The sequence below is a fragment of the Streptomyces sp. NPDC043861 genome, from assembly GCF_056435905.1.
In genome coordinates, this window is the sequence record NZ_JBWKDP010000003.1 from 308,778 (window position 1) to 331,175 (window position 22,398).

Annotated in this window: 20 protein-coding genes and 1 tRNA gene; 12 read left to right on the forward strand and 9 right to left on the reverse strand. The window is 67.3% G+C overall.

The window, feature by feature from the left end; all coding sequences use genetic code 11:
- The first annotated feature begins 9 nt into the window (after window positions 1–9).
- Both trxB and trxA read left to right on the forward strand, forming a co-directional pair.
- Window positions 10–975, forward strand: coding sequence for a thioredoxin-disulfide reductase (gene trxB / locus AC068D_RS09055; protein ID WP_478822300.1), 966 nt, complete (start codon window positions 10–12; stop codon window positions 973–975).
- A gap of 57 nt (window positions 976–1,032) precedes the next feature.
- Window positions 1,033–1,374, forward strand: a complete 342-nt coding sequence (gene trxA, locus AC068D_RS09060) for a thioredoxin (protein WP_478822301.1) — start codon at window positions 1,033–1,035, stop codon at window positions 1,372–1,374.
- 102 nt (window positions 1,375–1,476) lie between these two features.
- Here the strand turns inward: trxA and AC068D_RS09065 are convergent, their stop codons facing one another.
- The 9 genes from AC068D_RS09065 to rpmH all read right to left on the reverse strand — a co-directional run bounded on the left by AC068D_RS09065 (window position 1,477) and on the right by rpmH (window position 8,274).
- The gene (locus AC068D_RS09065; protein ID WP_478822302.1) at window positions 1,477–2,094 is read right to left on the reverse strand and encodes a GNAT family N-acetyltransferase; all 618 of its coding nucleotides are present in this window, start codon (window positions 2,092–2,094) and stop codon (window positions 1,477–1,479) included.
- Between the two features lie 301 nt (window positions 2,095–2,395).
- On the reverse strand, window positions 2,396–3,490 hold the full coding sequence (locus AC068D_RS09070) for a ParB/RepB/Spo0J family partition protein (RefSeq protein ID WP_478822303.1): 1,095 nt from the start codon (window positions 3,488–3,490) through the stop codon (window positions 2,396–2,398).
- A complete protein-coding gene (locus AC068D_RS09075) occupies window positions 3,487–4,563 on the reverse strand; it encodes a ParA family protein (protein WP_478822606.1) in 1,077 nt (358 codons plus the stop codon). Before AC068D_RS09075 ends, AC068D_RS09070 begins: the two co-directional genes overlap by 4 nt.
- Window positions 4,564–4,831: 268 nt before the next feature.
- Window positions 4,832–5,548 carry a 16S rRNA (guanine(527)-N(7))-methyltransferase RsmG gene (gene rsmG / locus AC068D_RS09080; protein ID WP_478822304.1) on the reverse strand — a complete coding sequence of 239 codons (717 nt, stop codon included), beginning with the start codon at window positions 5,546–5,548 and terminating at the stop codon, window positions 4,832–4,834.
- A gap of 107 nt (window positions 5,549–5,655) precedes the next feature.
- A complete protein-coding gene (locus AC068D_RS09085; RefSeq protein ID WP_478822305.1) occupies window positions 5,656–6,168 on the reverse strand; it encodes a Jag family protein in 513 nt (170 codons plus the stop codon).
- A 14-nt stretch (window positions 6,169–6,182) separates the two neighbouring features.
- Window positions 6,183–7,421, reverse strand: a complete 1,239-nt coding sequence (gene yidC / locus AC068D_RS09090) for a membrane protein insertase YidC (protein ID WP_478822306.1) — start codon at window positions 7,419–7,421, stop codon at window positions 6,183–6,185.
- Between the two features lie 3 nt (window positions 7,422–7,424).
- A complete protein-coding gene (gene yidD / locus AC068D_RS09095) occupies window positions 7,425–7,751 on the reverse strand; it encodes a membrane protein insertion efficiency factor YidD (RefSeq protein WP_478822307.1) in 327 nt (108 codons plus the stop codon).
- Window positions 7,748–8,119 carry a ribonuclease P protein component gene (rnpA, locus tag AC068D_RS09100; RefSeq protein ID WP_478822308.1) on the reverse strand — a complete coding sequence of 124 codons (372 nt, stop codon included), beginning with the start codon at window positions 8,117–8,119 and terminating at the stop codon, window positions 7,748–7,750. Before rnpA ends, yidD begins: the two co-directional genes overlap by 4 nt.
- A 17-nt stretch (window positions 8,120–8,136) precedes the next feature.
- The gene (rpmH, locus tag AC068D_RS09105) at window positions 8,137–8,274 is read right to left on the reverse strand and encodes a 50S ribosomal protein L34 (RefSeq protein WP_018846094.1); all 138 of its coding nucleotides are present in this window, start codon (window positions 8,272–8,274) and stop codon (window positions 8,137–8,139) included.
- 369 nt (window positions 8,275–8,643) lie between these two features.
- On the opposite strand from rpmH, the gene dnaA reads away from it, so the two are divergent.
- The 10 genes from dnaA to AC068D_RS09155 all read left to right on the forward strand — a co-directional run bounded on the left by dnaA (window position 8,644) and on the right by AC068D_RS09155 (window position 22,147).
- Entirely contained in the window at window positions 8,644–10,437 is a 1,794-nt protein-coding gene (gene dnaA, locus AC068D_RS09110; RefSeq protein WP_478822309.1) for a chromosomal replication initiator protein DnaA, read from the forward strand.
- A gap of 963 nt (window positions 10,438–11,400) precedes the next feature.
- Window positions 11,401–12,531 (forward strand): DNA polymerase III subunit beta, encoded by a 1,131-nt coding sequence (dnaN, locus tag AC068D_RS09115; RefSeq protein WP_478822607.1) that lies wholly within the window; start codon window positions 11,401–11,403, stop codon window positions 12,529–12,531.
- A 123-nt stretch (window positions 12,532–12,654) separates the two neighbouring features.
- Window positions 12,655–13,533 carry a phosphogluconate dehydrogenase (NAD(+)-dependent, decarboxylating) gene (gene gnd, locus AC068D_RS09120; protein WP_478822310.1) on the forward strand — a complete coding sequence of 293 codons (879 nt, stop codon included), beginning with the start codon at window positions 12,655–12,657 and terminating at the stop codon, window positions 13,531–13,533.
- Between the two features lie 84 nt (window positions 13,534–13,617).
- Window positions 13,618–14,739 carry a DNA replication/repair protein RecF gene (recF, locus tag AC068D_RS09125; protein ID WP_478822311.1) on the forward strand — a complete coding sequence of 374 codons (1,122 nt, stop codon included), beginning with the start codon at window positions 13,618–13,620 and terminating at the stop codon, window positions 14,737–14,739.
- Window positions 14,736–15,302 (forward strand): DciA family protein, encoded by a 567-nt coding sequence (locus tag AC068D_RS09130; protein WP_478822312.1) that lies wholly within the window; start codon window positions 14,736–14,738, stop codon window positions 15,300–15,302. Before recF ends, AC068D_RS09130 begins: the two co-directional genes overlap by 4 nt.
- A 516-nt stretch (window positions 15,303–15,818) precedes the next feature.
- A complete protein-coding gene (gyrB, locus tag AC068D_RS09135) occupies window positions 15,819–17,888 on the forward strand; it encodes a DNA topoisomerase (ATP-hydrolyzing) subunit B (protein ID WP_478822313.1) in 2,070 nt (689 codons plus the stop codon).
- Window positions 17,889–17,929: 41 nt separating this feature from the next.
- The gene (gene gyrA, locus AC068D_RS09140; protein WP_478822314.1) at window positions 17,930–20,545 is read left to right on the forward strand and encodes a DNA gyrase subunit A; all 2,616 of its coding nucleotides are present in this window, start codon (window positions 17,930–17,932) and stop codon (window positions 20,543–20,545) included.
- A 3-nt stretch (window positions 20,546–20,548) separates the two neighbouring features.
- A complete protein-coding gene (locus AC068D_RS09145) occupies window positions 20,549–21,280 on the forward strand; it encodes a DUF3566 domain-containing protein (RefSeq protein ID WP_478822315.1) in 732 nt (243 codons plus the stop codon).
- A gap of 82 nt (window positions 21,281–21,362) precedes the next feature.
- A tRNA-Ile gene (locus tag AC068D_RS09150) sits at window positions 21,363–21,436 on the forward strand.
- Window positions 21,437–21,781: 345 nt separating this feature from the next.
- Window positions 21,782–22,147 (forward strand): amphi-Trp domain-containing protein, encoded by a 366-nt coding sequence (locus AC068D_RS09155; protein WP_478822316.1) that lies wholly within the window; start codon window positions 21,782–21,784, stop codon window positions 22,145–22,147.
- Window positions 22,148–22,398 lie beyond the last annotated feature (251 nt).

Consider the following 22,398-nt stretch of genomic DNA (forward strand, 5'->3'; position numbering starts at 1 on the left):
AAGAAACCCGTGAGCGACGTCCGTAATGTGATCATCATCGGCTCCGGGCCGGCCGGCTACACCGCTGCGCTGTACACCGCGCGAGCATCGCTGAAGCCGCTGGTGTTCGAGGGCGCTGTCACCGCCGGCGGTGCGTTGATGAACACCACCGAGGTGGAGAACTTCCCCGGATTCCGCGACGGCATCATGGGGCCCGAGCTGATGGACAACATGCGGGCGCAGGCCGAGCGTTTCGGTGCCGAGCTTGTCCCCGACGACGTCATCGCCGTGGACCTCAACGGTGAGATCAAGACGGTCACGGACACTGCAGGTACCGTCCACCGGGCCAAGGCCGTCATCGTCACCACCGGCTCCCAGCACCGCAAGCTCGGTCTGCCGAACGAGGACGCCCTCTCGGGACGAGGCGTCTCCTGGTGTGCGACGTGCGACGGGTTCTTCTTCAAGGACCAGGACATCGCCGTTGTCGGCGGCGGCGACACCGCGATGGAGGAGGCGACCTTCCTCTCGCGCTTCGCGAAGTCCGTCACCGTCGTCCACCGTCGCGACAGCCTGCGTGCGTCGAAGGCGATGCAGGAGCGTGCTTTCGCCGACCCGAAGATCAAGTTCGCCTGGGACAGCGAGGTGGCCGAGATCCACGGCGAGCCGAAGCTCGCCGGTCTCACGCTTCGCAACACGAAGACCGGCGAGACCTCCGAACTGCCCGTCACCGGTCTTTTCATCGCTGTCGGCCATGACCCGCGTACCGAACTCTTCAAGGGCCAGCTGGATCTCGACGAAGAGGGTTACCTGAAGGTCGACGCGCCTTCGACCCGCACCAACCTGCGTGGCGTCTTCGCCGCCGGCGACGTGGTTGACCACACGTATCGGCAGGCCATTACCGCCGCCGGTACGGGTTGCTCCGCAGCACTGGACGCCGAGCGTTTCCTCGCCGCACTGGCCGACGACGAGAAGGCCGCAGCCGCAGTCACGGTCTGACCCAACGCCCTCTCAACGACCCCACACCCCACACCCCTGCAAGTGAAGGAGGCCGCCGTGGCCCTGAAGACTGTGACCGACGCCAACTTCGACGATGAAGTCCTGAAGAGCGACAAGCCCGTTCTCGTCGACTTCTGGGCCGAATGGTGCGGTCCGTGCCGCCAGATCGCCCCGTCGCTGGAGGCTATCGCTGCTGAGCACGGCGACAAGATCGAGATCGTGAAGCTCAACATCGACCAGAACCCGGCCACGGCCGCCAAGTACGGCGTGATGTCCATTCCGACTCTGAACGTGTACCAGAACGGTGAGGTCGCCCAGACCATCGTCGGTGCCAAGCCCAAGGCCATGCTGCTGCGGGAGCTGGACCCCTTCATCGGCGACGAGGTTGCCCAAGCCTGACGCTGCGGCGCTTCGTTTCACGTGAAACATGAATGGGCCGACCCTGGGGGTCGGCCCATTCGTCGTCTCGCGATATGCGGGAAGCAAGCAGGACAGTGCTGATCACAGTGGCCGAAGCGCCGGCTCCTTCTGCACGGCTCCCAGAAGCCGGTCGAGTGCCAACTCCACGTCTTCCTTCCACGAGAGCGTGGTGCGCAGCTCCAGCCGCAGTCTGGGGTGTGCCGGGTGAGGACGGACCGTCTTGAAGCCGACCGCCAGGAGATGGTCTGCGGGCAGCACACAGGCCGGCTCGGTCCACCGGGCATCCCCGAACGCCTCGATGGCCTTGAACCCCCGACGAAGCAGATCCTTGGCCACGGTCTGCACCATCACCCGGCCAAGCCCCTGTCCCTGGTACCCAGGCATGATCAAGGCAGTCATCAGCTGCACGGCGTCCGGCGATACAGGGCTCGTGGGAAAGGCCGTGGATCGCGGCACATAGGCAGGTGGCGCATAGAGCACGAACCCGACGGGGACCTCGTCGACATAGACGACACGGCCACACGATCCCCACTCCAGCAAGACAGCGGAGATCCAGGCTTCCTTCTCCAGCTCTGGTTTACCCGCTCTTACTGCTGCTTCTCCGCTGACGGGATCAAGCTCCCAGAACACACACGCTCGACAGCGCTTGGGGAGGTCTGGAAGGTTGTCCAAGGTGAGCGGTACGAGCCGACGCCCCATGAAGGCTGCTCCTCACTTCCTTCTACTGCCGCGCCAAGGGCAGCAGACAACGTGCTCCGTTCCCGGAGCAGGCTGCCGATGAATCCGCCGACCGCGCCAATGCCCAGGCCTGCTGTCAGTAGCCGGCTGCGGCTCACCGATCGCATGGCTCGCCTTCCTCTGAGATGGGTAAAGGTGGATGCGCCATACCAGAACGCATCGTATCCACCCAGCGAGGACACGCCTACCGTGAGACGGCAAAGGGCGGACCGTGTTCCGCCGAGTGCCGGACACGATCCGCCCTGATGACTGTACGGAGGACTCAGACCTCGTCGTCGTCCGGCGCCTCCTCGGCGAGCCCCTTCTCCATGACCCGCCCCTCTCCCGGGGCGAGGGTGCCGAGAATACGGTCCAGATCCTCGATCGAGGCAAACTCGACGACGATCTTTCCCTTCTTCTGACCGAGGTCGACCTTCACCCGGGTTTCGAAGCGGTCCGACAAGCGGGACGCCAGATCGCTGAGCACCGGTGAGAGGCGGGCACCGGCACGGGGACCCTTGGCCTTGGGAGCGCTTATGGGCCGTGACCCCATCAAGGTCACGATCTCCTCGACGGCACGCACGGAGAGCCCCTCGGCCACAATGCGGTGGGCCAGCCGGTCCTGCTCTTCGGAGTCCTCCACGGAGAGCAGAGCCCGGGCATGACCGGCGGAGAGAACGCCGGCAGCGACACGGCGCTGCACGGGGGGTGAAAGACGGAGCAGGCGAAGCGTGTTGGAGACCTGCGGACGCGAGCGACCGATCCGGTCGGCGAGCTGGTCGTGCGTGCAGCTGAAGTCCTTGAGCAACTGGTCGTAGGCGGCCGCCTCTTCCAGAGGGTTCAGCTGCGCCCGGTGAAGGTTCTCCAGGAGGGCGTCGAGAAGGAGCTTCTCGTCCTCCGTTGCCCGCACGATCGCAGGAATGCGGTCGAGTCCCGCTTCACGGCAGGCCCGCCAACGACGCTCACCCATGATGAGCTCATAGCGGTCGGGGCCCAGTTGCCTGACAACCACGGGCTGGAGGAGGCCGACCTCCTTGATGGACGTGACCAGTTCGGCGAGCGCATCTTCGTCAAAGACCTCGCGCGGCTGTCGAGGATTCGGAGTGATGGCGTCCAGCGGCACCTCGGCGAAGTGCGCCACGGCGGGGGACACATACTCCGGCGCCGCCTCCGGCTCCGGGTCTGCAGATCGGGGCTCGGTCGACGGTCCCGGCAGCGTGGCCAGCTTGGCGGCAGCCACACCCCGTTGCGCCGTGAGAACAGGGCCCGTTCCCGAGGCCGGTGAGCCCGTTCCGTCCGAGGACGCCGGCCGCTCCTGCGGAGCGCCCGGGATCAGCGCATTGAGCCCACGCCCCAACCCTCTACGTCGCTCGCTCACTGGATCCCCTCCGACATGCTCTGCTGGTTGTTCTGGCTGACCACATGTGCGGCCTGGGCCTCGTAATGGATCCCTACTCCCCGCAGCGCGATCTCGCGCGCGGCCTCAAGATACGACAGCGAGCCGCTGGAACCCGGGTCGTAGGTGAGGACAGTCTGCCCGTAGCTGGGCGCCTCCGAGATACGCACGGACCGCGGAATGCTCGTCCGGAGCACCTCGTCACCGAAGTGGCTGCGGACCTCCTCCGCCACCTGCGAGGCCAGTCTGGTCCGACCGTCGTACATGGTGAGCAGGATCGTCGACACATGCAACGCCGGGTTCAGGTGGCCGCGTACCAGGTCCACGTTGCGCAGCAGCTGCCCCAGGCCCTCGAGCGCGTAGTACTCGCACTGGATGGGGATCAGCACTTCGGCACCGGCGACCAGTGCGTTCACTGTCAGCAGGCCGAGGGAAGGCGGGCAGTCGATGAGGATGTAATCCAGCGGCTGCTCATACGACTGAATCGCCCGCTGCAGTCGGCTCTCCCGCGCCACCAAAGACACCAGCTCGATCTCCGCACCGGCGAGATCGATGGTGGCAGGGGCACAGAAGAGACCTTCGACGTCCGGGACGGGCTGGACCACGTCGGAGAGCGGCTTGCTCTCCACGAGGACGTCATAGATCGATGGGACCTCGGCGTGATGGTCGATCCCCAGCGCCGTGGAGGCGTTGCCCTGTGGATCCAGGTCAATCACCAGAACACGGGCACCGTGCAGTGCCAGCGAAGCGGCAAGGTTGACCGTTGTGGTCGTCTTGCCGACTCCGCCCTTCTGGTTGGCGACCACCATGACGCGTGTCTGCTCAGGTCGGGGGAGACCCTCACCGGCACGGCCCAGAGCCTCCACCGCCAATTGGGCAGCGCGACCAATGGGGGTGTCGTCCATCGGCGGCGGTGTTTCACGTGAAACATCCTCCCCCGCGGACTCGGTACGGGGACCAGGGACCGGATCGGTCATCGGTCCCGCGATGTTGGCGTCGGACCGCAAGGATTCACTCTCCTCGACTTCAGGCTCGCAATGAGCAGAGCCTGCCATGCTTTCGGGGTCGTGAACCAGCGAGGCCGGTGGTTCTGTGGAGAATTCCACCTCTGTGGACAAGTCCGTAGCCCTTGCGAGGGGCTTGCGGTCACGCGGTGTGGCAGCGCGACCGCGACTGATGATTCCCTGCAGCAGTGAGCGACGTTTCACGTGAAACACGATGCACGCGCCACAGGGTCACATCGTTACGACACTCCGAAATGCGTACGTACGGGGATACAGGCCGCCGACGGGTCGGCAAGCTCGACGATGAAACAGCAGGACCTCAGCGGCGTCGGCGGTTGCGTCCAGTGCTGGCAGCCTTGGCCCGCTTCGCCGCAAAGCGCACTCCACCAGGACTTTCCCCGACCTCGACCCGCACCACCGTGGACAGCGGATCAACGATCCCTTCCCCGACATGCAGGATCGAGGTCTCCACCACACCAAGCTTGCTCAAGGCCGCCCGAGCGCCACCGATCTCCTCCTCTGCGGTGTCCCCCTTCAGCGCCAGCATCTCGCCGTAAGGACGCAGCAGCGGCACACCCCATCCGGCCAACCGGTCCAGCGGAGCCACCGCTCGCGCTGTCACCACATGAACCGGGGGCAGCTTCCCCAGCACCTCTTCCGCCCGGCCACGCACCACCGTGACATGGTCCAGCCCCAGCAGCTCGACGACTTCCTGGAGGAAATTGGTGCGGCGCAGCAGCGGCTCGAGGAGTGTGATCTTGAGATCCGGACGAACGAGAGCCAGCGGAATACCGGGCAGGCCCGCGCCGGACCCGACGTCGCAGACCGTGACACCTTCGGGCACGACTTCCGAGAGCACGGCACAGTTCAGCAGATGCCGCTCCCACAACCGGGGCACCTCACGAGGGCCGATCAGGCCTCGCTTGACTCCCGCATCCGCGAGCAGCTCCGCGTATCGGACAGCTTCGGGGAAGAACTCACCGAAGACCGTTCGCGCCTCTTGGGGCGCTTGGGGAAGCTCTGCTGCCTCCGTCACCGGAACCGTCCTTCCGTACCGCACTACCGCGCTGTGGTGGCTGACTTACAGGCTGACAAAAACCGGCCCCGCCTGCGAAACAGACGGGGCCGACAGAACAACGAAGATCAGGCCGGGAGCACGACGACGAAGCGCTGGGGCTCCTCGCCCTCGGACTCACTGCGCAGACCGGCTGCCGCGACCGCGTCGTGCACAACCTTGCGCTCGAACGGGGTCATCGGCTTCAGCTTCACCGGCTCACCGGTGTTCTTGACCTCGTCCGCGGCCTTGGCCCCGAGCTCGGCGAGCTCGGCACGCTTCTTGGCACGGAAGCCGGCGATGTCCAGCATCAGCCTGCTGCGGTCACCGGTCTCCCGGTGCACTGCGAGCCGCGTCAGCTCCTGAAGCGCCTCGAGCACCTCGCCGTCCCGGCCCACGAGCTTCTGAAGATCACGGCTGCCCGCTTCACTGATGATCGAGACCGCGGCCCGGTCCGCCTCGACGTCCATGTCGATGTCGCCGTCGAGATCGGCGATGTCGAGCAGGCCCTCGAGATAATCAGCGGCGATCTCCCCCTCCTGCTCCAAGCGGGTCAGGGTGTCGCCACCCTCAGCGGCGGCGGAGGTGGTGCCTTCCGTCACGGATGGACTCCTTCTTACTTCTTGGACGACGGGTGCTTGGGCCGCTGCTGGCCCTTGCGCTGTCCGGACTTGGCTTGGCGGGCGGAACCGGGGGCGGTCTTGCCCGCCGGCTTCGGCTTGGTGTCCTGCGGCTCGTCGTGCTTTTCCAGCGACGGCTTTGCCGTGGAGTCCTGCTGAGCAGTCGACTGGCGCTGGGCCTTGGTCTGGCGCTTGGGCTGCTGGCGCCGTGCGGCGGAGCCGTTCTCGTCCTCGGCAGTGACGGAGTCGCTCTTGGTCACACTGCCGTCGGCCTGGGCTACGAAACCGGCCTTGGCCAGGCCCGTGATGAACCGGCGCTCGTTCTCATTGCGGTCCGAGCCCTTCGCGACGATGGCCTGGACGACATTGCGCTTGCGGCGGCCGCGCACATCACCGTGAGCACCAACGCCCTTCAGCAGACGCTGCAGATAGGCGTCCTGAGCCTTGGAGCCCGGGGTCGGGTTCTGGTTGATCACGTACATCTGCTGGCCCATCGTCCACACGTTGGTGGTCAGCCAGTAGACGAGAACACCGACCGGGAAGTTGATGCCCATGACGGCGAAGATCACCGGGAAGATGTACATCAGCATCTTCTGCTGCTGCATGTAGGGCGTCTTGACCGAGAGGTCGACGTTCTTCTGCATCAGCTGGCGCTGCGTGTAGAACTGCGACGCCGACATCAGGACGATCATGACCGCGGTAACGACGCGGACATCGGTCAGCGAAGCGTGGAGCGCCGCGACCTTCTCCTGGGAGTCCGTGAACTTCGCGGCGATCGGGGCGCCGAAGATCTCTGCCTGTCGTGCGCTGTCCACCAGAGTCTGGTTGAGCACGCCGATCGTCTTGCCCGAGGCGATGTTGCTCAGCACGTGGTAGAGCGCGAAGAAGAACGGGGACTGCGCCAGGATCGGCAAGCACGAGGACAGCGGGTTGGTACCCGTGTCCTTGTACAGCTTCATCATCTCTTCGGACTGGCGCTGCCGGTCGTTCTTGTAGCGCTCCTGGATCGCCTTCATCTTCGGCTGGAGCGCCTGCATGTTCCGCATCGATTTGATCTGCTTCACAAAAAGCGGGATCAGACAGATACGGATCAGAACCACCAGGGACACGATGGACAGTCCCCAGGCCCAGCCCGTGTCAGGGCCGAAGACCGCTCCGTACAGCGAGTGGAACTGGACGATGATCCAGGAGACGGGTGTGGTGATAAAGCTGAAGAGACTTGCAATCGTGTCCACTAATCAGGCTCCTTGAGCATTGGGCGAGGTCTCTGCGGCCGGGCTGGTCTCAAGAGGTGGCCCGCCCTTGCCACCGCGCAGGCGATCACGCAGCAGCTCGTGCCAACGAGGTCGTTTTCGGGGAGGGACATGGTCCACACCGCCGGGCGACCACGGGTTGCACCGCAGAATGCGCCAGGCGGTCAGGGCAGTGCCCTTCACCGCGCCATGCCGGTCGATGGCTGTATATCCGTAGTGAGAACACGACGGGTAGTACCTGCAGACGGGTCCCAGCAGCGGGCTGATCGTCCACTGGTACAGCTTGATCAGAGCCAGCAGCGGGTACTTCATCGCGTGCCCCCTCCCAGCAGCCGCTGGAGAGCGGCGTCCAGGTCTCGGGCCAGCTGTGCATGGTCGGCGTCGCCCGCTCCGGGCAGCGCCCGTACGACCACCAGGCTACCGGGGGGCAGCTCGGGCAGTCGTTCGCGTATCAGGTGGCGCAGTCTCCGCTTCACCTGGTTGCGAGTGACCGCACCACCTACTGCCTTGCTCACGACGAAACCCGCACGTGTCTGGGGAGCGCTCTCCCCAGGCGCGTGCGGGTTCGTTGCACCGCTGCGTAGATGGACGACGAGCAGAGGGCGTCCAGCCCTGCGTCCTCGCCGTACCGCGATCGCGAAGTCCTCGCGCCGCCTCAGCCGATTATCGGAAGGCAGCACGTCATGACCTGTCGCGATCAGGCGGACAGGTTGGCGCGACCCTTGCTGCGGCGGTTCGCCAGGATGGCGCGACCGGCACGGGTACGCATGCGCAGGCGGAAACCGTGGGTCTTCGCGCGACGACGGTTGTTCGGCTGGAAGGTGCGCTTGCTCACTCGGGGGCTCCAGTAATGAATCGTGTGGTGGCGGGGCATCGCCTGGCTGTCACCGTGCGCCCACGAGTAGCTCGCAATACGCCCGAGTGCACCGCTTCACGATCACTGATCGTGATCTTTGCCCATCGGAGGCAGGCGGCAGCAGCCATCGACAACTCGACCTGGTTACGGTACGCGCGGCTACGCCATTCGGTCAAACCAGGAGCACGGCGGGCCTCTCTGTACACAGGCTGTGGACAACAACTTGAACCGCGCGGGTCGCCCTGACTACCGTGGCTGAACTCGAATTCCTTTCCTACCCGCCTGCCGGGCCTGACCGACCCGTCCCGAGAACCACACATTCGTGGGACCTGTGAGAGAGCGTGCCTTGTGGCTGACGTACCTGCCGATCTTGCCGCAGTGTGGCCACGAGTGCTGGAGCAACTCCTAGGAGACGGCCAGCAGAGCATCGAGCCCAAGGACAAACAGTGGATCGAGCGGTGTCAGCCGCTCGCGCTGGTGGCCGACACCGCCCTTCTCGCCGTCCCCAACGAATGGGGCAAGCGGGTGCTCGAGGGCCGGCTGGCCCCGCTGATCAGTGACACCCTCAGCCGTGAGTGCGGTCGCCCGATCCGTATCGCGATCACCGTCGACGACTCGGCCGCCGAGCCTCCCGGCCCACCGGCGCCTCCCGTACAACAGCACTCCCGCTACCCGGGTCCACAGCACGACGAGCAGCGTCAGAACGACGCCTACGAGGGCTACGGGCACCGGCCCACGGGCGGCGACGGACTGCCGTCCGTCCGCCCCGCCTACCCCGAGTACCAGCAGCAGCGCCCGGAGCCCGGAGCGTGGCCGCGTACCCAGGAGGACCTGTCCTGGCAGCAGCAGCACCTCGGCGGGTTCCAGGAGCGCGATCCGTACGCCACTGCCCACACCCAGCAGCCGCAGCACGACTACCGGTCGCCGATGCCGGGTCGCGGTCCGTACGACCAGCAGCGCTCGGAGCGACACGACCTCCAGGAGCCGGCTCCCCCGCGGCACGGCGGTCCGCCGCCCGGGGGAGCAACCGGCCGTGGCGCACCCGGCGGTGGTGGCGCCCCGGGCCCCTTGGGAGCACAGCCCGCACCGGCCCCCGGCCCGGGTGAGCCGCATGCCCGGCTGAATCCCAAGTACCTCTTCGACACCTTTGTCATCGGCGCGTCGAACCGCTTCGCCCACGCAGCGGCCGTCGCAGTGGCCGAGGCCCCGGCGAAGGCGTACAACCCCCTCTTCATCTACGGGGAGTCGGGCCTCGGCAAGACCCACCTGCTGCACGCCATCGGGCACTACGCGCGGAGCCTCTATCCCGGGACGCGCGTTCGGTACGTGAGCTCGGAGGAGTTCACCAACGAGTTCATCAACTCCATCCGCGACGGCAAGGGCGACGCGTTCCGCAAGCGCTACCGGGATGTGGACATCCTGCTCGTCGACGACATCCAGTTCCTCGCGAGCAAGGAGTCGACGCAGGAGGAGTTCTTCCACACGTTCAATACGCTCCACAACGCGAACAAGCAGATCGTGCTGTCCTCGGACCGGCCGCCCAAGCAGCTGATGACTCTCGAGGACCGGCTGCGGAACCGCTTCGAGTGGGGTCTGACCACGGACGTGCAGCCGCCCGAACTGGAGACGCGGATCGCGATCCTCCGCAAGAAGGCCGTGCAGGAGCAGCTCAACGCCCCCCCGGAGGTACTGGAGTTCATCGCCTCCCGGATCTCCCGCAACATCCGGGAGCTCGAGGGCGCTCTGATCCGGGTCACGGCGTTCGCGAGTCTCAACAGGCAGCCCGTCGACCTCGGTCTCACCGAGATCGTGCTCAAGGATCTGATTCCCGGCGGTGAGGACAGCGCTCCGGAGATCACCGCGGGCGCGATCATGGCGGCGACCGCCGACTACTTCGGGCTGACGGTGGAGGACCTCTGCGGGTCCTCGCGCAGTCGGGTGCTGGTCACGGCACGCCAGATCGCGATGTACCTCTGCCGAGAGCTCACGGATCTGTCGCTGCCGAAGATCGGTGCCCAGTTCGGCGGCCGTGACCACACGACGGTGATGCACGCGGACCGGAAGATCCGCGCGCTCATGGCCGAACGGCGCTCGATCTACAACCAGGTGACCGAGCTCACCAACCGCATCAAGAACGGCTGACACGGGCCGGCCCGGAGCAGCCCCGCCGGCCCGGGCGAACCCTACGCAGACACCGGCGCGCGGCGGCCCAGGCCGCCGCAGGCTGTGCACAGAGCGCAGAAGGGCGCCCCCGGAGATCTCTCCGAGGGCGCCCTTCTGCGTTCCGGGGCCGCCTTCGGGCCGTCATCGGGCGCTCGGACTGCCACCGGCCCGCCCTGGGCTGTTCGAATACATACCGCTGCGAGGCTGTTCTCCACAGATATCCGGGTGATCTTCCGTCCACAGCCTGGGGACTGCAGAGTTGTCCAGAATGCCTCCACAGGGACGGTTGCTGAGAACCCATCACACGAGGTCAGCCGGTTGTGGATTTGTGGCCAACTGCGCTCCACAGACTGTGGACAGAAAACTCGTCCACAGGGCTGGAACGGGGTTGTCCCCACCCGGCCCACAGGCTTGGCCCTGTTGCCCACAGCTTCTCCACACCGCTGTCCACTGTTCGGCAACGAAACACCCGGGATCACCGGACCGAGTGAAAGGCGTCACACCAAGGCGCTGGGTTGGGCTGTGGGGAACCTGGGTAAGGCTGGGGACAGCACTGGGGAGAAGTCCCTGTGTCCTGTGCATCGGGTGTGCAGAACTTTCGGGCGTCCACAGAAAGCCCGGGTTGTCCACTGCCCCCGCCCACAGGGCCGGTGGACAAAAAATCGGGCCTGACCTGCGTGGATGGCGTTATCCACGGTTTCCACAGGCCCTACTACTACTCCCACTCAGAGTTACCGGGGAATTCGCTTCGAAGAGGGCCCTGTGCACAACTCGTCGCCGGAGCTCTGGCCCACGCTTGTCTCGACTTGACCCCGAGCCGCACCGAGTGTCGGTGCCGTGCGTCAGACTGGTCTCCGGCATCGGCCCCGGCTCAGACCGGGAGCGCCCGTGCCGACGACGAAGGCCAGAGGGCGAGCGAGCAAACAGCAGGAGGCGGTTCCGGTGAAGATCCGGGTGGAGCGCGATGTACTCGCGGAGGCGGTGGCCTGGGTGGCCAGGAGCCTCCCGGCCCGTCCGCCGGCGCCCGTTCTCGCGGGCCTTCTTCTGAAGGCGGAGGACGGCGTTCTCAGCTTCTCCAGCTTCGACTACGAGGTCTCGGCGCGGGTCTCGGTCGAGGCGGAGGTCGAGGAGGACGGGACGGTGCTCGTCTCCGGCCGCCTCCTCGCCGACATCTGCCGCGCCCTCCCCAACCGGCCGGTGGAGATTTCCACAGACGGTGTCCGGGCGACCGTGGTCTGCGGCTCCTCGCGCTTCACTCTCCACACACTGCCTGTGGAGGAATACCCGGCCCTGCCGCAGATGCCGACCGCGACCGGCACGGTCCCCGGTGAGGTCTTCGCCTCCGCCGCCGCCCAGGTCGCCATCGCCGCCGGTCGCGACGACACGCTGCCCGTTCTCACCGGTGTCCGGATCGAGATCGAGGGCGACACCGTCACCCTGGCCTCCACCGACCGCTACCGCTTCGCCGTCCGCGAGTTCCTGTGGAAGCCCGAGTCGCCGGACGCCTCCGCGGTGGCCCTGGTGCCCGCGAAGACCCTGCTGGACACCGCCAAGGCGCTGACCAGTGGAGACACGGTCACGCTCGCCCTCTCCGGCTCCGGGGCGGGCGAAGGCCTGATCGGTTTCGAGGGCGCCGGGCGCCGCACCACCACCCGGCTCCTCGAAGGCGACCTGCCGAAGTACCGGACGCTCTTCCCCACCGAGTTCAACTCGATCGCGGTGATCGAGACCGCCCCGTTCGTCGAAGCCGTCAAGCGCGTCGCCCTCGTCGCCGAGCGGAACACCCCGGTCCGGCTCAGCTTCGAGCAGGGTGTGCTGATCCTGGAGGCCGGCTCCAGCGACGACGCACAGGCTGTGGAGCGTGTGGACGCGCAGCTGGAGGGTGACGACATCTCCATCGCGTTCAACCCGACGTTCCTGCTGGACGGCCTGAGCGCCATCGACTCCCCGGTGGCCCAGCTCTCCTTCACCACCTCCACCAAGCCCGCGCTGCTCAGCGGCAAGCCGGCGATGGACGCGGAGGCTGACGAGGCGTACAAGTACCTGATCATGCCGGTGCGGCTGAGCGGCTGAGCAGCCTCCTCCGGGGTGGGTGAGGCCCCGTCGCATGAGCGGCTGACCCCACAGGTGTGCACCCGTGTCCGGGCGTAGGCTCGGACACGGGTAGAACTGCACACGACTTAAAGGATTTCTCTGATGGAGCTCGGTCTCGTCGGCCTCGGCAAGATGGGCGGCAACATGCGCGAGCGCATCCGCCGCGCAGGCCACACCGTGATCGGTTACGACCGCAACCCGGACCTCGCCGACGTCCCCAGCCTCGAGGAGCTGGTGGCCAAGCTCAAGGGTCCTCGCGTCGTGTGGGTGATGGTCCCCGCGGGCGCTGCGACCCAGTCGACCGTCGATGAGCTGGCTGCCCTCCTGTCCCCCGGCGACATCGTCGTGGACGGTGGCAACTCGCGCTGGACGGACGACGAGAGGCATGCCGTCGAACTGGGCATCAAGGGCATCGGTTTCGTCGACTGCGGGGTGTCCGGCGGCGTCTGGGGCCTGGAGAACGGCTATGCGCTGATGTACGGCGGCCATGAGGACCACGTGGCCAGGGTTCAGCCGATCTTCGACGCGCTCAAGCCCGAGGGTGAGTTCGGCGCGGTGCACGCCGGCAAGGTCGGTGCAGGCCACTTTGCGAAGATGGTCCACAACGGCATCGAGTACGCCATGATGCAGGCCTACGCCGAGGGCTGGGAGCTGCTGGAGAAGGTCGACTCGGTCACGGACGTCCGCGAAGTCTTCCGGTCCTGGCAGGAGGGCACGGTCATCCGTTCCTGGCTGCTCGACCTGGCGGTCAACGCGCTGGACGAGGACGAGCACCTGGAAAAGCTGCGCGGTTATGCACAGGACTCCGGCGAAGGCCGCTGGACTGTGGAAGCCGCGATCGACAACGCCGTGCCGCTGCCGGCGATCACGGCCTCCCTGTTCGCGCGGTTCGCGTCCCGGCAGGACGACTCCCCGCAGATGAAGATGATCGCCGCCCTGCGGAATCAGTTCGGCGGGCACGCGGTCGAGAGCAAGAAGTAATCCACAGGCTGTTGGCAGGAAGAGGCTGTTGGTGAAGCCTGCCGGGAGCAGTAAGCGGTAAGCCGGGGGAGGTCGGCGTTCCACATGCATGTCACGCATCTGTCGCTGGCCGACTTCCGCTCGTACGCCCGGGCCGAGGTCCCTCTCGACCCGGGCGTCACCGCGTTCGTGGGTCCGAACGGGCAGGGCAAGACGAATCTCGTCGAGGCCGTGGGCTATCTCGCGACCCTCGGCAGTCACCGGGTCGCCTCGGATGCACCGCTGGTCAGGACGGGTGCGGAGCGGGCGGTCATTCGCGCGGCCGTCACTCAGGGGGAGCGGTCCCAGCTGATTGAGCTGGAGCTCAACCCGGGAAAGGCGAACCGGGCCCGGATCAACCGATCGTCGCAGGTCAAGCCGCGGGACGTGCTCGGGATCGTGCGCACGGTGCTGTTCGCCCCCGAGGATCTGGCGCTGGTGAAGGGCGATCCGGGCGAGCGCCGGCGCTTCCTGGACGAGCTGATCACGGCGCGTGCACCACGGATGGCGGGGGTTCGCTCGGACTACGAGCGGGTGCTCAAGCAGCGCAATACGCTGCTGAAGTCGGCGGCGATGGCGCGGCGGCACGGCGGGCGGTCGATGGACCTTTCGACGCTGGATGTGTGGGACCAGCATCTGGCACGGGCGGGGGCGGAGCTGCTGGCCCGGCGGCTGGAGCTGATCGCGACACTGCAGCCGCTCGCCGACAAGGCGTACGAGCAGCTGGCGCCCGGGGGCGGTCCGGTCGCCCTGGACTACCGGGGATCGGCGGGTGCCGGGGCCCATGGACGTGAGGAACTGTACGAACAGCTGCTCGCTGCACTGGCGGACGTGCGCAAGCAGGAGATCGAGCGGGGCGTCACGCTTGTCGGGCCGCACCGTGACGATCTTCAGCTCGGGCTGGGCGAGCTGCCTGCGAAGGGATACGCGAGCCACGGTGAGTCCTGGTCCTACGCGCTGGCGCTGAGGCTCGCCTCGTACGACCTGCTGAGGGCCGAGGGCAATGAGCCCGTCCTCGTGCTCGACGATGTCTTCGCGGAGCTGGACGCCCGGCGGCGGGAGCGGCTGGCGGAGCTGGTGGCACCGGGCGAGCAGGTGCTGGTGACCGCGGCGGTGGACGAGGACGTTCCGGCGGTTCTGAGGGGTGCCCGGTACGCCGTCGAGGACGGGGCGGTGGAACGCGCATGACCGACAACGAGATCCCGTTGCCGTCGGGCGCATCTGTGCCGTCGAGCCCGCCTGCCGAACCGTCCGGTGTCGACCTGGCGCGGGTCGCGCTGCGTGCGGCCAAGGAACAGGCGCGGGCTCGAGGTGCGGCGGCGCAGGAGAAACGGCAGGCCAGGCGGGGTGGCGGTCTGCGTTCCGGAGCACGGGCCGACGGCAGGGATCCATTGCCGCTGGGCGCCGCGATCAACCGGCTGATCACGGAGCGGGGCTGGGAGACGCCCGCGGCGGTGGGCGGAGTGATGGGCCGCTGGCCGCAGATCGTGGGCGAGGACCTGGCGAAGCACTGCATACCGCTGCGCTACGACGAGGACCCGGAGGATCGGGTGCTGACGGTGCAGTGCGACTCGACCGCGTGGGCGACGCAGCTGCGGCTGCTGGCTCCGAGGCTGGTGGCCCGGCTGAACGAGGACCTCGGCCACGGGACGGTCCGGCTGATCAAGGTGCTCGGCCCCGGTGGACCGGCGCGCCGGTTCGGTCCGCTCCGGGCCCCGGGCAGCGTGGGGCCGGGCGACACATACGGCTGACGTATCCACGTCGGCCCCGCTCTCAGCCGCCCTGCACCGGCGCTGCCGGCAGGCCCGGCACCGGATGACCTGCGCACCGCCGGTGGCGCACGCACTCGTCCCACGGCTCCGCAGCTCCCGCACCACCCCCGGAGCGTGAGCCGGGGAACGGGAACCGTGCCGCCCGGCCGGCCCGCCGCCCGGTCTTCCGCCGACGTGTGAAGGCGCGGCCGAACCGCGCCCCCGCCCACACCTCGACACCACCGAAACTCACGTGACTCATGAGGCGTCCCTCACCGTAGCCGGAGGTTGACAGGCCGAAGCGCTCAATGCCCGCGTGAGCCTCTTGGAGCCCCTTCCTGGATATGGGGAGTCGGTAGGCGCCCGTTGAGGGCGGCACATGCGGACTCAGGTACCGGCAAACCCCCATTCGTGTCGGCGGTACCGGTAGACTGGTAGGTAATCCCGCCCGACGGGCGGGACCCGTCGATTAATGCCGAACGACGCAGCCGCTCCCGGTAGCCCGGAGAACGGCTTGTGCTGTGCCAGAAAGGGCGCTTCGTGGCCGATTCCGGCAATCCCAACGAGAACACCCCGTCCACTGCCGCCGAGGGGAACGGCGAGGTCACCGCCTCGTACGACGCCAGCGCGATCACCGTCCTCGAGGGTCTGGACGCGGTCCGCAAGCGCCCCGGCATGTACATCGGCTCGACCGGTGAGCGGGGACTGCACCACCTTGTTCAGGAAGTCGTCGACAACTCCGTCGACGAGGCCCTCGCCGGCCACGCGGACACGATCGACGTGACGATCCTGGCCGACGGCGGCGTGCGCGTCGTCGACAACGGCCGCGGCATCCCCGTGGACATCCACCCTGTCGAGAAGAAGCCCGCCGTCGAGGTCGTGCTGACGGTCCTGCACGCGGGCGGCAAGTTCGGCGGCGGCGGCTACGCCGTGTCCGGCGGTCTGCACGGCGTGGGTGTCTCCGTCGTCAACGCGCTGTCCACCAAGGTCTCCGTCGACATCAAGCGCGACGGCTACCGCTGGACGCAGGACTACAAGCTCGGCGTCCCGACGGCCCCCCTCGCCAAGCACGAGGCGGTCGAGGACTCAGGCACCTCGGTGACGTTCTGGGCGGACCCGGACGTCTTCGAGACCACCGAGTACTCGTTCGAGACGCTCTCCCGTCGCTTCCAGGAGATGGCCTTCCTCAACAAGGGCCTGACGCTGACGCTGACGGACGAGCGCGAGTCGGCCAAGGCGACGATGAACGCCGACGACCCCGACGCCGAGGCGGCCGAGGAACAGCCGGCCAGGACGGTGACGTACTTCTACGAGGGCGGCATCGTCGACTTCGTGAAGTACCTCAACTCCCGCAAGGGCGAGTTGATCCACCCGACCGTGATCGACGTGGAGGCCGAGGACAAGGAGCGGCTGCTCTCGGTCGAGATCGCGATGCAGTGGAACTCCCAGTACACCGAGGGCGTGTACTCCTTCGCGAACACCATCCACACGCACGAGGGCGGTACCCACGAGGAGGGCTTCCGCGCAGCGCTGACGGGTCTGGTGAACCGCTACGCCCGTGACAAGAAGCTGCTCCGCGAGAAGGACGACAACCTCTCCGGCGAGGACATCCGCGAGGGCCTGACGGCGATCATCTCGGTCAAGCTGGGCGAGCCGCAGTTCGAGGGTCAGACCAAGACCAAGCTGGGCAACACCGAGGCCAAGACCTTCGTGCAGAAGGTCGTCCACGAGCACCTGACCGACTGGTTCGACCGCAACCCGAACGAGGCGGCGGACATCGTCCGCAAGTCGATCCAGGCGGCCACGGCCCGTGTCGCCGCCCGCAAGGCGCGCGACCTGACCCGCCGCAAGGGCCTGCTGGAGTCGGCGTCCCTGCCCGGCAAGCTGAGCGACTGCCAGTCGAACGACCCCACCAAGTGCGAGATCTTCATCGTCGAGGGTGACTCCGCCGGTGGCTCGGCCAAGTCCGGCAGGAACCCGATGTACCAGGCCATCCTGCCCATCCGCGGCAAGATCCTGAACGTCGAGAAGGCGCGGATCGACAAGATCCTGCAGAACACCGAGGTGCAGGCGCTGATCTCGGCCTTCGGCACCGGGGTCCACGAGGACTTCGACATCGAGAAGCTCCGCTATCACAAGATCATCCTGATGGCGGACGCCGACGTCGACGGTCAGCACATCAACACCCTGCTGCTGACGTTCCTGTTCCGCTTCATGCGCCCGCTGGTCGAGGCCGGGCACGTCTTCCTCTCCCGCCCGCCGCTCTACAAGATCAAGTGGGGCCGGGACGACTTCGAGTACGCGTACTCGGACCGGGAGCGGGACGCCCTGGTCGAGCTCGGCAAGCAGGCCGGCAAGCGGATCAAGGAGGACTCGATCCAGCGCTTCAAGGGCCTCGGCGAGATGAACGCCGAGGAACTGCGCGTCACCACCATGGACCAGGAGCACCGGGTGCTCGGCCAGGTCACGCTGGACGACGCGGCGCAGGCCGACGATCTGTTCTCGGTGCTCATGGGTGAGGACGTCGAGGCCCGGCGTTCGTTCATCCAGCGCAATGCCAAGGACGTCCGCTTCCTCGACATCTGAGTCGGTCTCAGCTGACCGCACGAAAGGACCGAAGACCAGCAATGGCCGACGAGAACACCCCCGCGACCACCGGAACCGAAGAGGAAGGGCCGCAGCTGCGGATCGAGCCCGTCGGGCTCGAGACCGAGATGCAGCGTTCCTATCTCGACTACGCGATGTCCGTCATCGTCTCCCGAGCGCTGCCGGACGTGAGGGACGGCCTCAAGCCCGTCCACCGCCGCGTTCTGTACGCGATGTACGACGGCGGCTACCGGCCCGAGAAGGGCTTCTACAAGTGCGCCCGTGTCGTCGGTGACGTCATGGGTACGTACCACCCGCACGGTGACTCCTCCATCTACGACGCGCTGGTACGTCTCGCCCAGCCGTGGTCGATGCGGATGCCCCTGGTCGACTCCAACGGCAACTTCGGTTCCCCGGGCAACGACCCGGCCGCCGCCATGCGGTACACCGAGTGCAAGATGATGCCGCAGTCGATGGAGATGCTGCGGGACATCGACGAGGAGACCGTCGACTTCCAGGACAACTACGACGGCCGCAATCAGGAGCCGACGGTCCTGCCGGCGCGTTTCCCCAACCTGCTGGTCAACGGCAGCGCCGGCATCGCGGTCGGTATGGCGACCAACATCCCGCCGCACAATCTGCGCGAGGTCGCGGCCGGTGCCCAGTGGGCGCTGGAGCACCCGGAGGCCACCCACGAGGAGCTCCTCGACGCGCTGATCGAGCGGATCAAGGGCCCGGATTTCCCGACCGGTGCGCTGGTCGTGGGCCGCAAGGGCATCGAGGAGGCGTACCGCACCGGGCGCGGCTCCATCACGATGCGTGCGGTCGTGGAGGTCGAGGAGATCCAGAACCGGCAGTGCCTGGTGGTCACCGAGCTTCCGTACCAGGTCAACCCGGACAACCTCGCCCAGAAGATCGCCGACCTCGTCAAGGACGGCAAGGTCGGCGGTATCGCCGACGTCCGGGACGAGACCTCCTCCCGCACCGGCCAGCGCCTCGTCATCGTGCTCAAGCGCGACGCCGTGGCCAAGGTCGTCCTCAACAACCTCTACAAGCACACCGATCTGCAGACGAACTTCGGCGCCAACATGCTGGCGCTCGTCGACGGTGTGCCTCGCACGCTCTCGCTCGACGCCTTCATCCGCCACTGGGTGACGCACCAGATCGAGGTCATCGTCCGGCGGACGAAGTTCCGCCTGCGCAAGGCCGAGGAGCGCGCCCACATCCTGCGTGGTCTGCTCAAGGCGCTCGACGCCATCGACGAGGTCATCGCGCTGATCCGGCGCAGTGACACGGTCGAGGTCGCGCGTGAGGGCCTGATGGGTCTGCTGGAGATCGACGAGATCCAGGCGAACGCCATCCTGGAGATGCAGCTGCGCCGGCTGGCCGCCCTCGAGCGCCAGAAGATCGTGCAGGAGCACGACGAGCTGCAGGCGAAGATCAACGAGTACAACGCGATCCTCGCCTCCCCGGAGAAGCAGCGCGGAATCGTCAGCGAGGAGCTGGCCGTCATCGTCGAGAAGTTCGGCGACGACCGGCGCTCCAAGCTGGTCCCCTTCGACGGTGACATGTCCATCGAGGACCTGATTGCCGAGGAGGACATCGTCGTCACCATCACGCGTGGTGGCTACATCAAGCGGACCAAGACCGAGGACTACCGCTCGCAGAAGCGCGGCGGCAAGGGCGTGCGCGGCACGAAACTGAAGCAGGACGACATCGTCGACCACTTCTTCGTCTCCACGACGCACCACTGGCTGCTGTTCTTCACCAACAAGGGCCGGGTGTACCGGGCCAAGGCGTACGAGCTGCCGGACGCCGGCCGGGAGGCCCGTGGCCAGCACGTGGCCAACCTGCTGGCGTTCCAGCCGGACGAGCAGATCGCCGAGATCCTGGCGATCCGCGACTACGAGGCGGCGCCGTACCTGGTGCTCGCCACGAAGGCCGGCCTGGTGAAGAAGACCCCGCTGAAGGACTACGACTCGCCCCGCTCCGGCGGTGTCATCGCCATCAACCTCCGGGAGACCGAGGCCGGCGGCGACGACGAGCTGATCGGCGCCGAGCTCGTGTCGGCGGAGGACGATCTGCTGCTCATCAGCAAGAAGGCGCAGTCGATCCGCTTCACTGCAACGGACGAGGCCCTGCGGCCCATGGGACGCGCAACGTCCGGCGTGAAGGGAATGAGCTTCCGCGAGGGCGACGAGCTGCTGTCGATGAATGTGGTGCGGCCCGGTACTTTCGTGTTCACTGCCACTGACGGTGGATACGCCAAGCGGACCGCCGTCGACGAGTACCGCGTCCAGGGTCGCGGCGGCCTCGGGATCAAGGCCGCCAAGATCGTGGAGGACCGTGGTTCGCTCGTGGGCGCGCTGGTGGTCGAGGAGACCGATGAGATCCTTGCCATCACGCTCTCCGGCGGTGTGATTCGTACGCGAGTCAACGAAGTCAGGGAGACGGGCCGTGACACCATGGGCGTCCAATTGATCAACCTAAACAAGCGCGACGCCGTGGTCGGCATCGCTCGTAACGCCGAGGCCGGTCGTGAGGCCGAAGAGGTCGAAGGGGCCGGAGAGGTCGAGGACGGAGTCGTGGCCGAGGCCATCGAGTCCGCCGGGACCGGCGAGGGTACGGACCCCTCGACCGGGGAGCACGAGGAGTAGAGCGTGAGTGGAGCCACGGGCGCCGGTTCGGCCGCTGCCGGAGCTGCTGGATCGAACGGCGCCCCTGGCTCCGCCACGGATTCCCAGGGCGGGGGCACCTCGGCCGAAGGCAGGGGGATTACGGTGACGGAAACAGGGGGACCGCAGCCCCCGCACAGGACCTACGGCGGGGAGCAGCCGGTGCAGCAGCAGGGAACGCAGCCATACCACCCGCCCGAGGCGTACCCCTCGCCCCAGGGCACCGCAGGCACCCAGGGCGGCCAGCAGCGCCCCGCTCAGCCGGCCCAGGCAGCACCGACCGGTGCGCAGCCCGCGGCCGCCTCCGCAGTGCGCCGGCCGCGCACCGGCGCAACCACCCAGCCCCGGACGCGCAAGGCGCGGCTGAGGGTGGCCAAGGCGGACCCGTGGTCCGTGATGAAGGTGAGCTTCCTGCTCTCCATCGCGCTGGGCATCTGCACGGTCGTCGCGTCCGCGGTGCTGTGGATGGTCATGGACGCGATGGGCGTCTTCTCGACGGTCGGCGGCACGATCAGCGAGGCGACCGGGTCGAGCGACGGCAACGGTTTCGATCTGCAGTCGTTCCTCTCGCTGCCGCGCGTGCTGATCTTCACCTCGGTGATTGCGGTCATCGATGTGGTGCTGGCCACAGCGCTCGCGACGCTCGGCGCCTTCATCTACAACCTCTCCGCGGGGTTCGTGGGCGGTGTCGAGCTGACGCTCGCGGAGGACGAGTAGGCGAAGGGCAGGGGGGTAGGTAACCGATTTTGGGACTGCCCCCGACGTGCGCTAACCTTCAGGGGTCAGCGCGCAGCGCGGCGGGGCTATAGCTCAGTTGGTTAGAGCGCATCCCTGATAAGGATGAGGCCACAGGTTCAAATCCTGTTAGCCCCACCGGTTCGAAGACCCCCGACCGATCATGGTCGGGGGTCTTTGGCATCTCCGGCCGGCATTCCGGCCGAAGTCGATGAGCGGATCTTGCGGAAGGTCCACGAGCGTGGCCGCAGCCTCTCGCCGGTCGTCGTCCACAACGTGTGCGTGGCTGGTAGGGCTTCTCGGTGGGCGGTCGGGCTGGCGTCGGCCTTCACCGGTCGGGACGGCGATCGCGGCGCCGGACCGCCGGTCCATGCGGAGCATCGGTTCGATCCGGTTCCTTCACCCGGCCGGGAGGATGTCCGATCCGGTGCATGGCATCAAAATTGACGTTGTCCACGGTTTTCTGCCGGATCGGAGACAGCCATGAGGGACCTCAAGTTTGAGCAGAAGCGCTCGCTGTCACGCCTTGAGGCGGCTGAACAGCTCATGGCGCTCGCAGCCGCCCTGAGGCAAGGCGGGGACGTCGAACTGGATCTCGGCCCCGGGAGGCTGAGCCTGCGGATCCCCGACGACCTTCGCAGCGAGATCGAGGTCGAGGTCGGTGGCGGGGAGGTCGAGCTGGAGATCGAGTTCACGTGGCCGACCGCACCGACCCGGGCAGCGCCCGCACGGACGGCGGCAGGCACGGAAGAGGCCCCGAGGAGGCGGAAGAGTGTGCCCGCCAAGCCCAGGCGGACCAGCGCCGGCACCGGCAGGAGTGCGAAGCGGTCCGCAACGAAGACGCCGTAGGCCGGGGCGGTCGGTGGCGTCCGGCCCCTGCTGTCCGCCGCCGCTGTTGCCTGCCCTCACCCCCCGTTGTCCTCCGGCGCAGGAGAGCCTGCCCGAGTGCAGCCGACAGTTGACGGCCGCTGTCAGCGCCGTCGCCGCCGCCCCTGTCCCGTGGTGTGCAGGCAGCGAGCCCGGGTCCCGTCTTTCCCGGCCCGGCGATCCGCGTCTTCGTGGGCCATGGGGCCCCGGAGTGCCATGGTGGAGCCGATTCC

Coding starts and splice junctions, on each gene's coding strand:
- yidD (WP_478822307.1), bottom strand. CDS start 7,751: ATGAAGTACCCGCTGCTGGCTCTGATCAAGCTGTACCAGTGGACGATC.
- AC068D_RS09075 (WP_478822606.1), bottom strand. CDS start 4,563: ATGGCAGGCTCTGCTCATTGCGAGCCTGAAGTCGAGGAGAGTGAATCC.
- AC068D_RS09155 (WP_478822316.1), top strand. CDS start 21,782: ATGAGGGACCTCAAGTTTGAGCAGAAGCGCTCGCTGTCACGCCTTGAG.
- recF (WP_478822311.1), top strand. CDS start 13,618: ATGCATGTCACGCATCTGTCGCTGGCCGACTTCCGCTCGTACGCCCGG.
- gnd (WP_478822310.1), top strand. CDS start 12,655: ATGGAGCTCGGTCTCGTCGGCCTCGGCAAGATGGGCGGCAACATGCGC.
- AC068D_RS09130 (WP_478822312.1), top strand. CDS start 14,736: ATGACCGACAACGAGATCCCGTTGCCGTCGGGCGCATCTGTGCCGTCG.
- AC068D_RS09065 (WP_478822302.1), bottom strand. CDS start 2,094: ATGGGGCGTCGGCTCGTACCGCTCACCTTGGACAACCTTCCAGACCTC.
- gyrA (WP_478822314.1), top strand. CDS start 17,930: ATGGCCGACGAGAACACCCCCGCGACCACCGGAACCGAAGAGGAAGGG.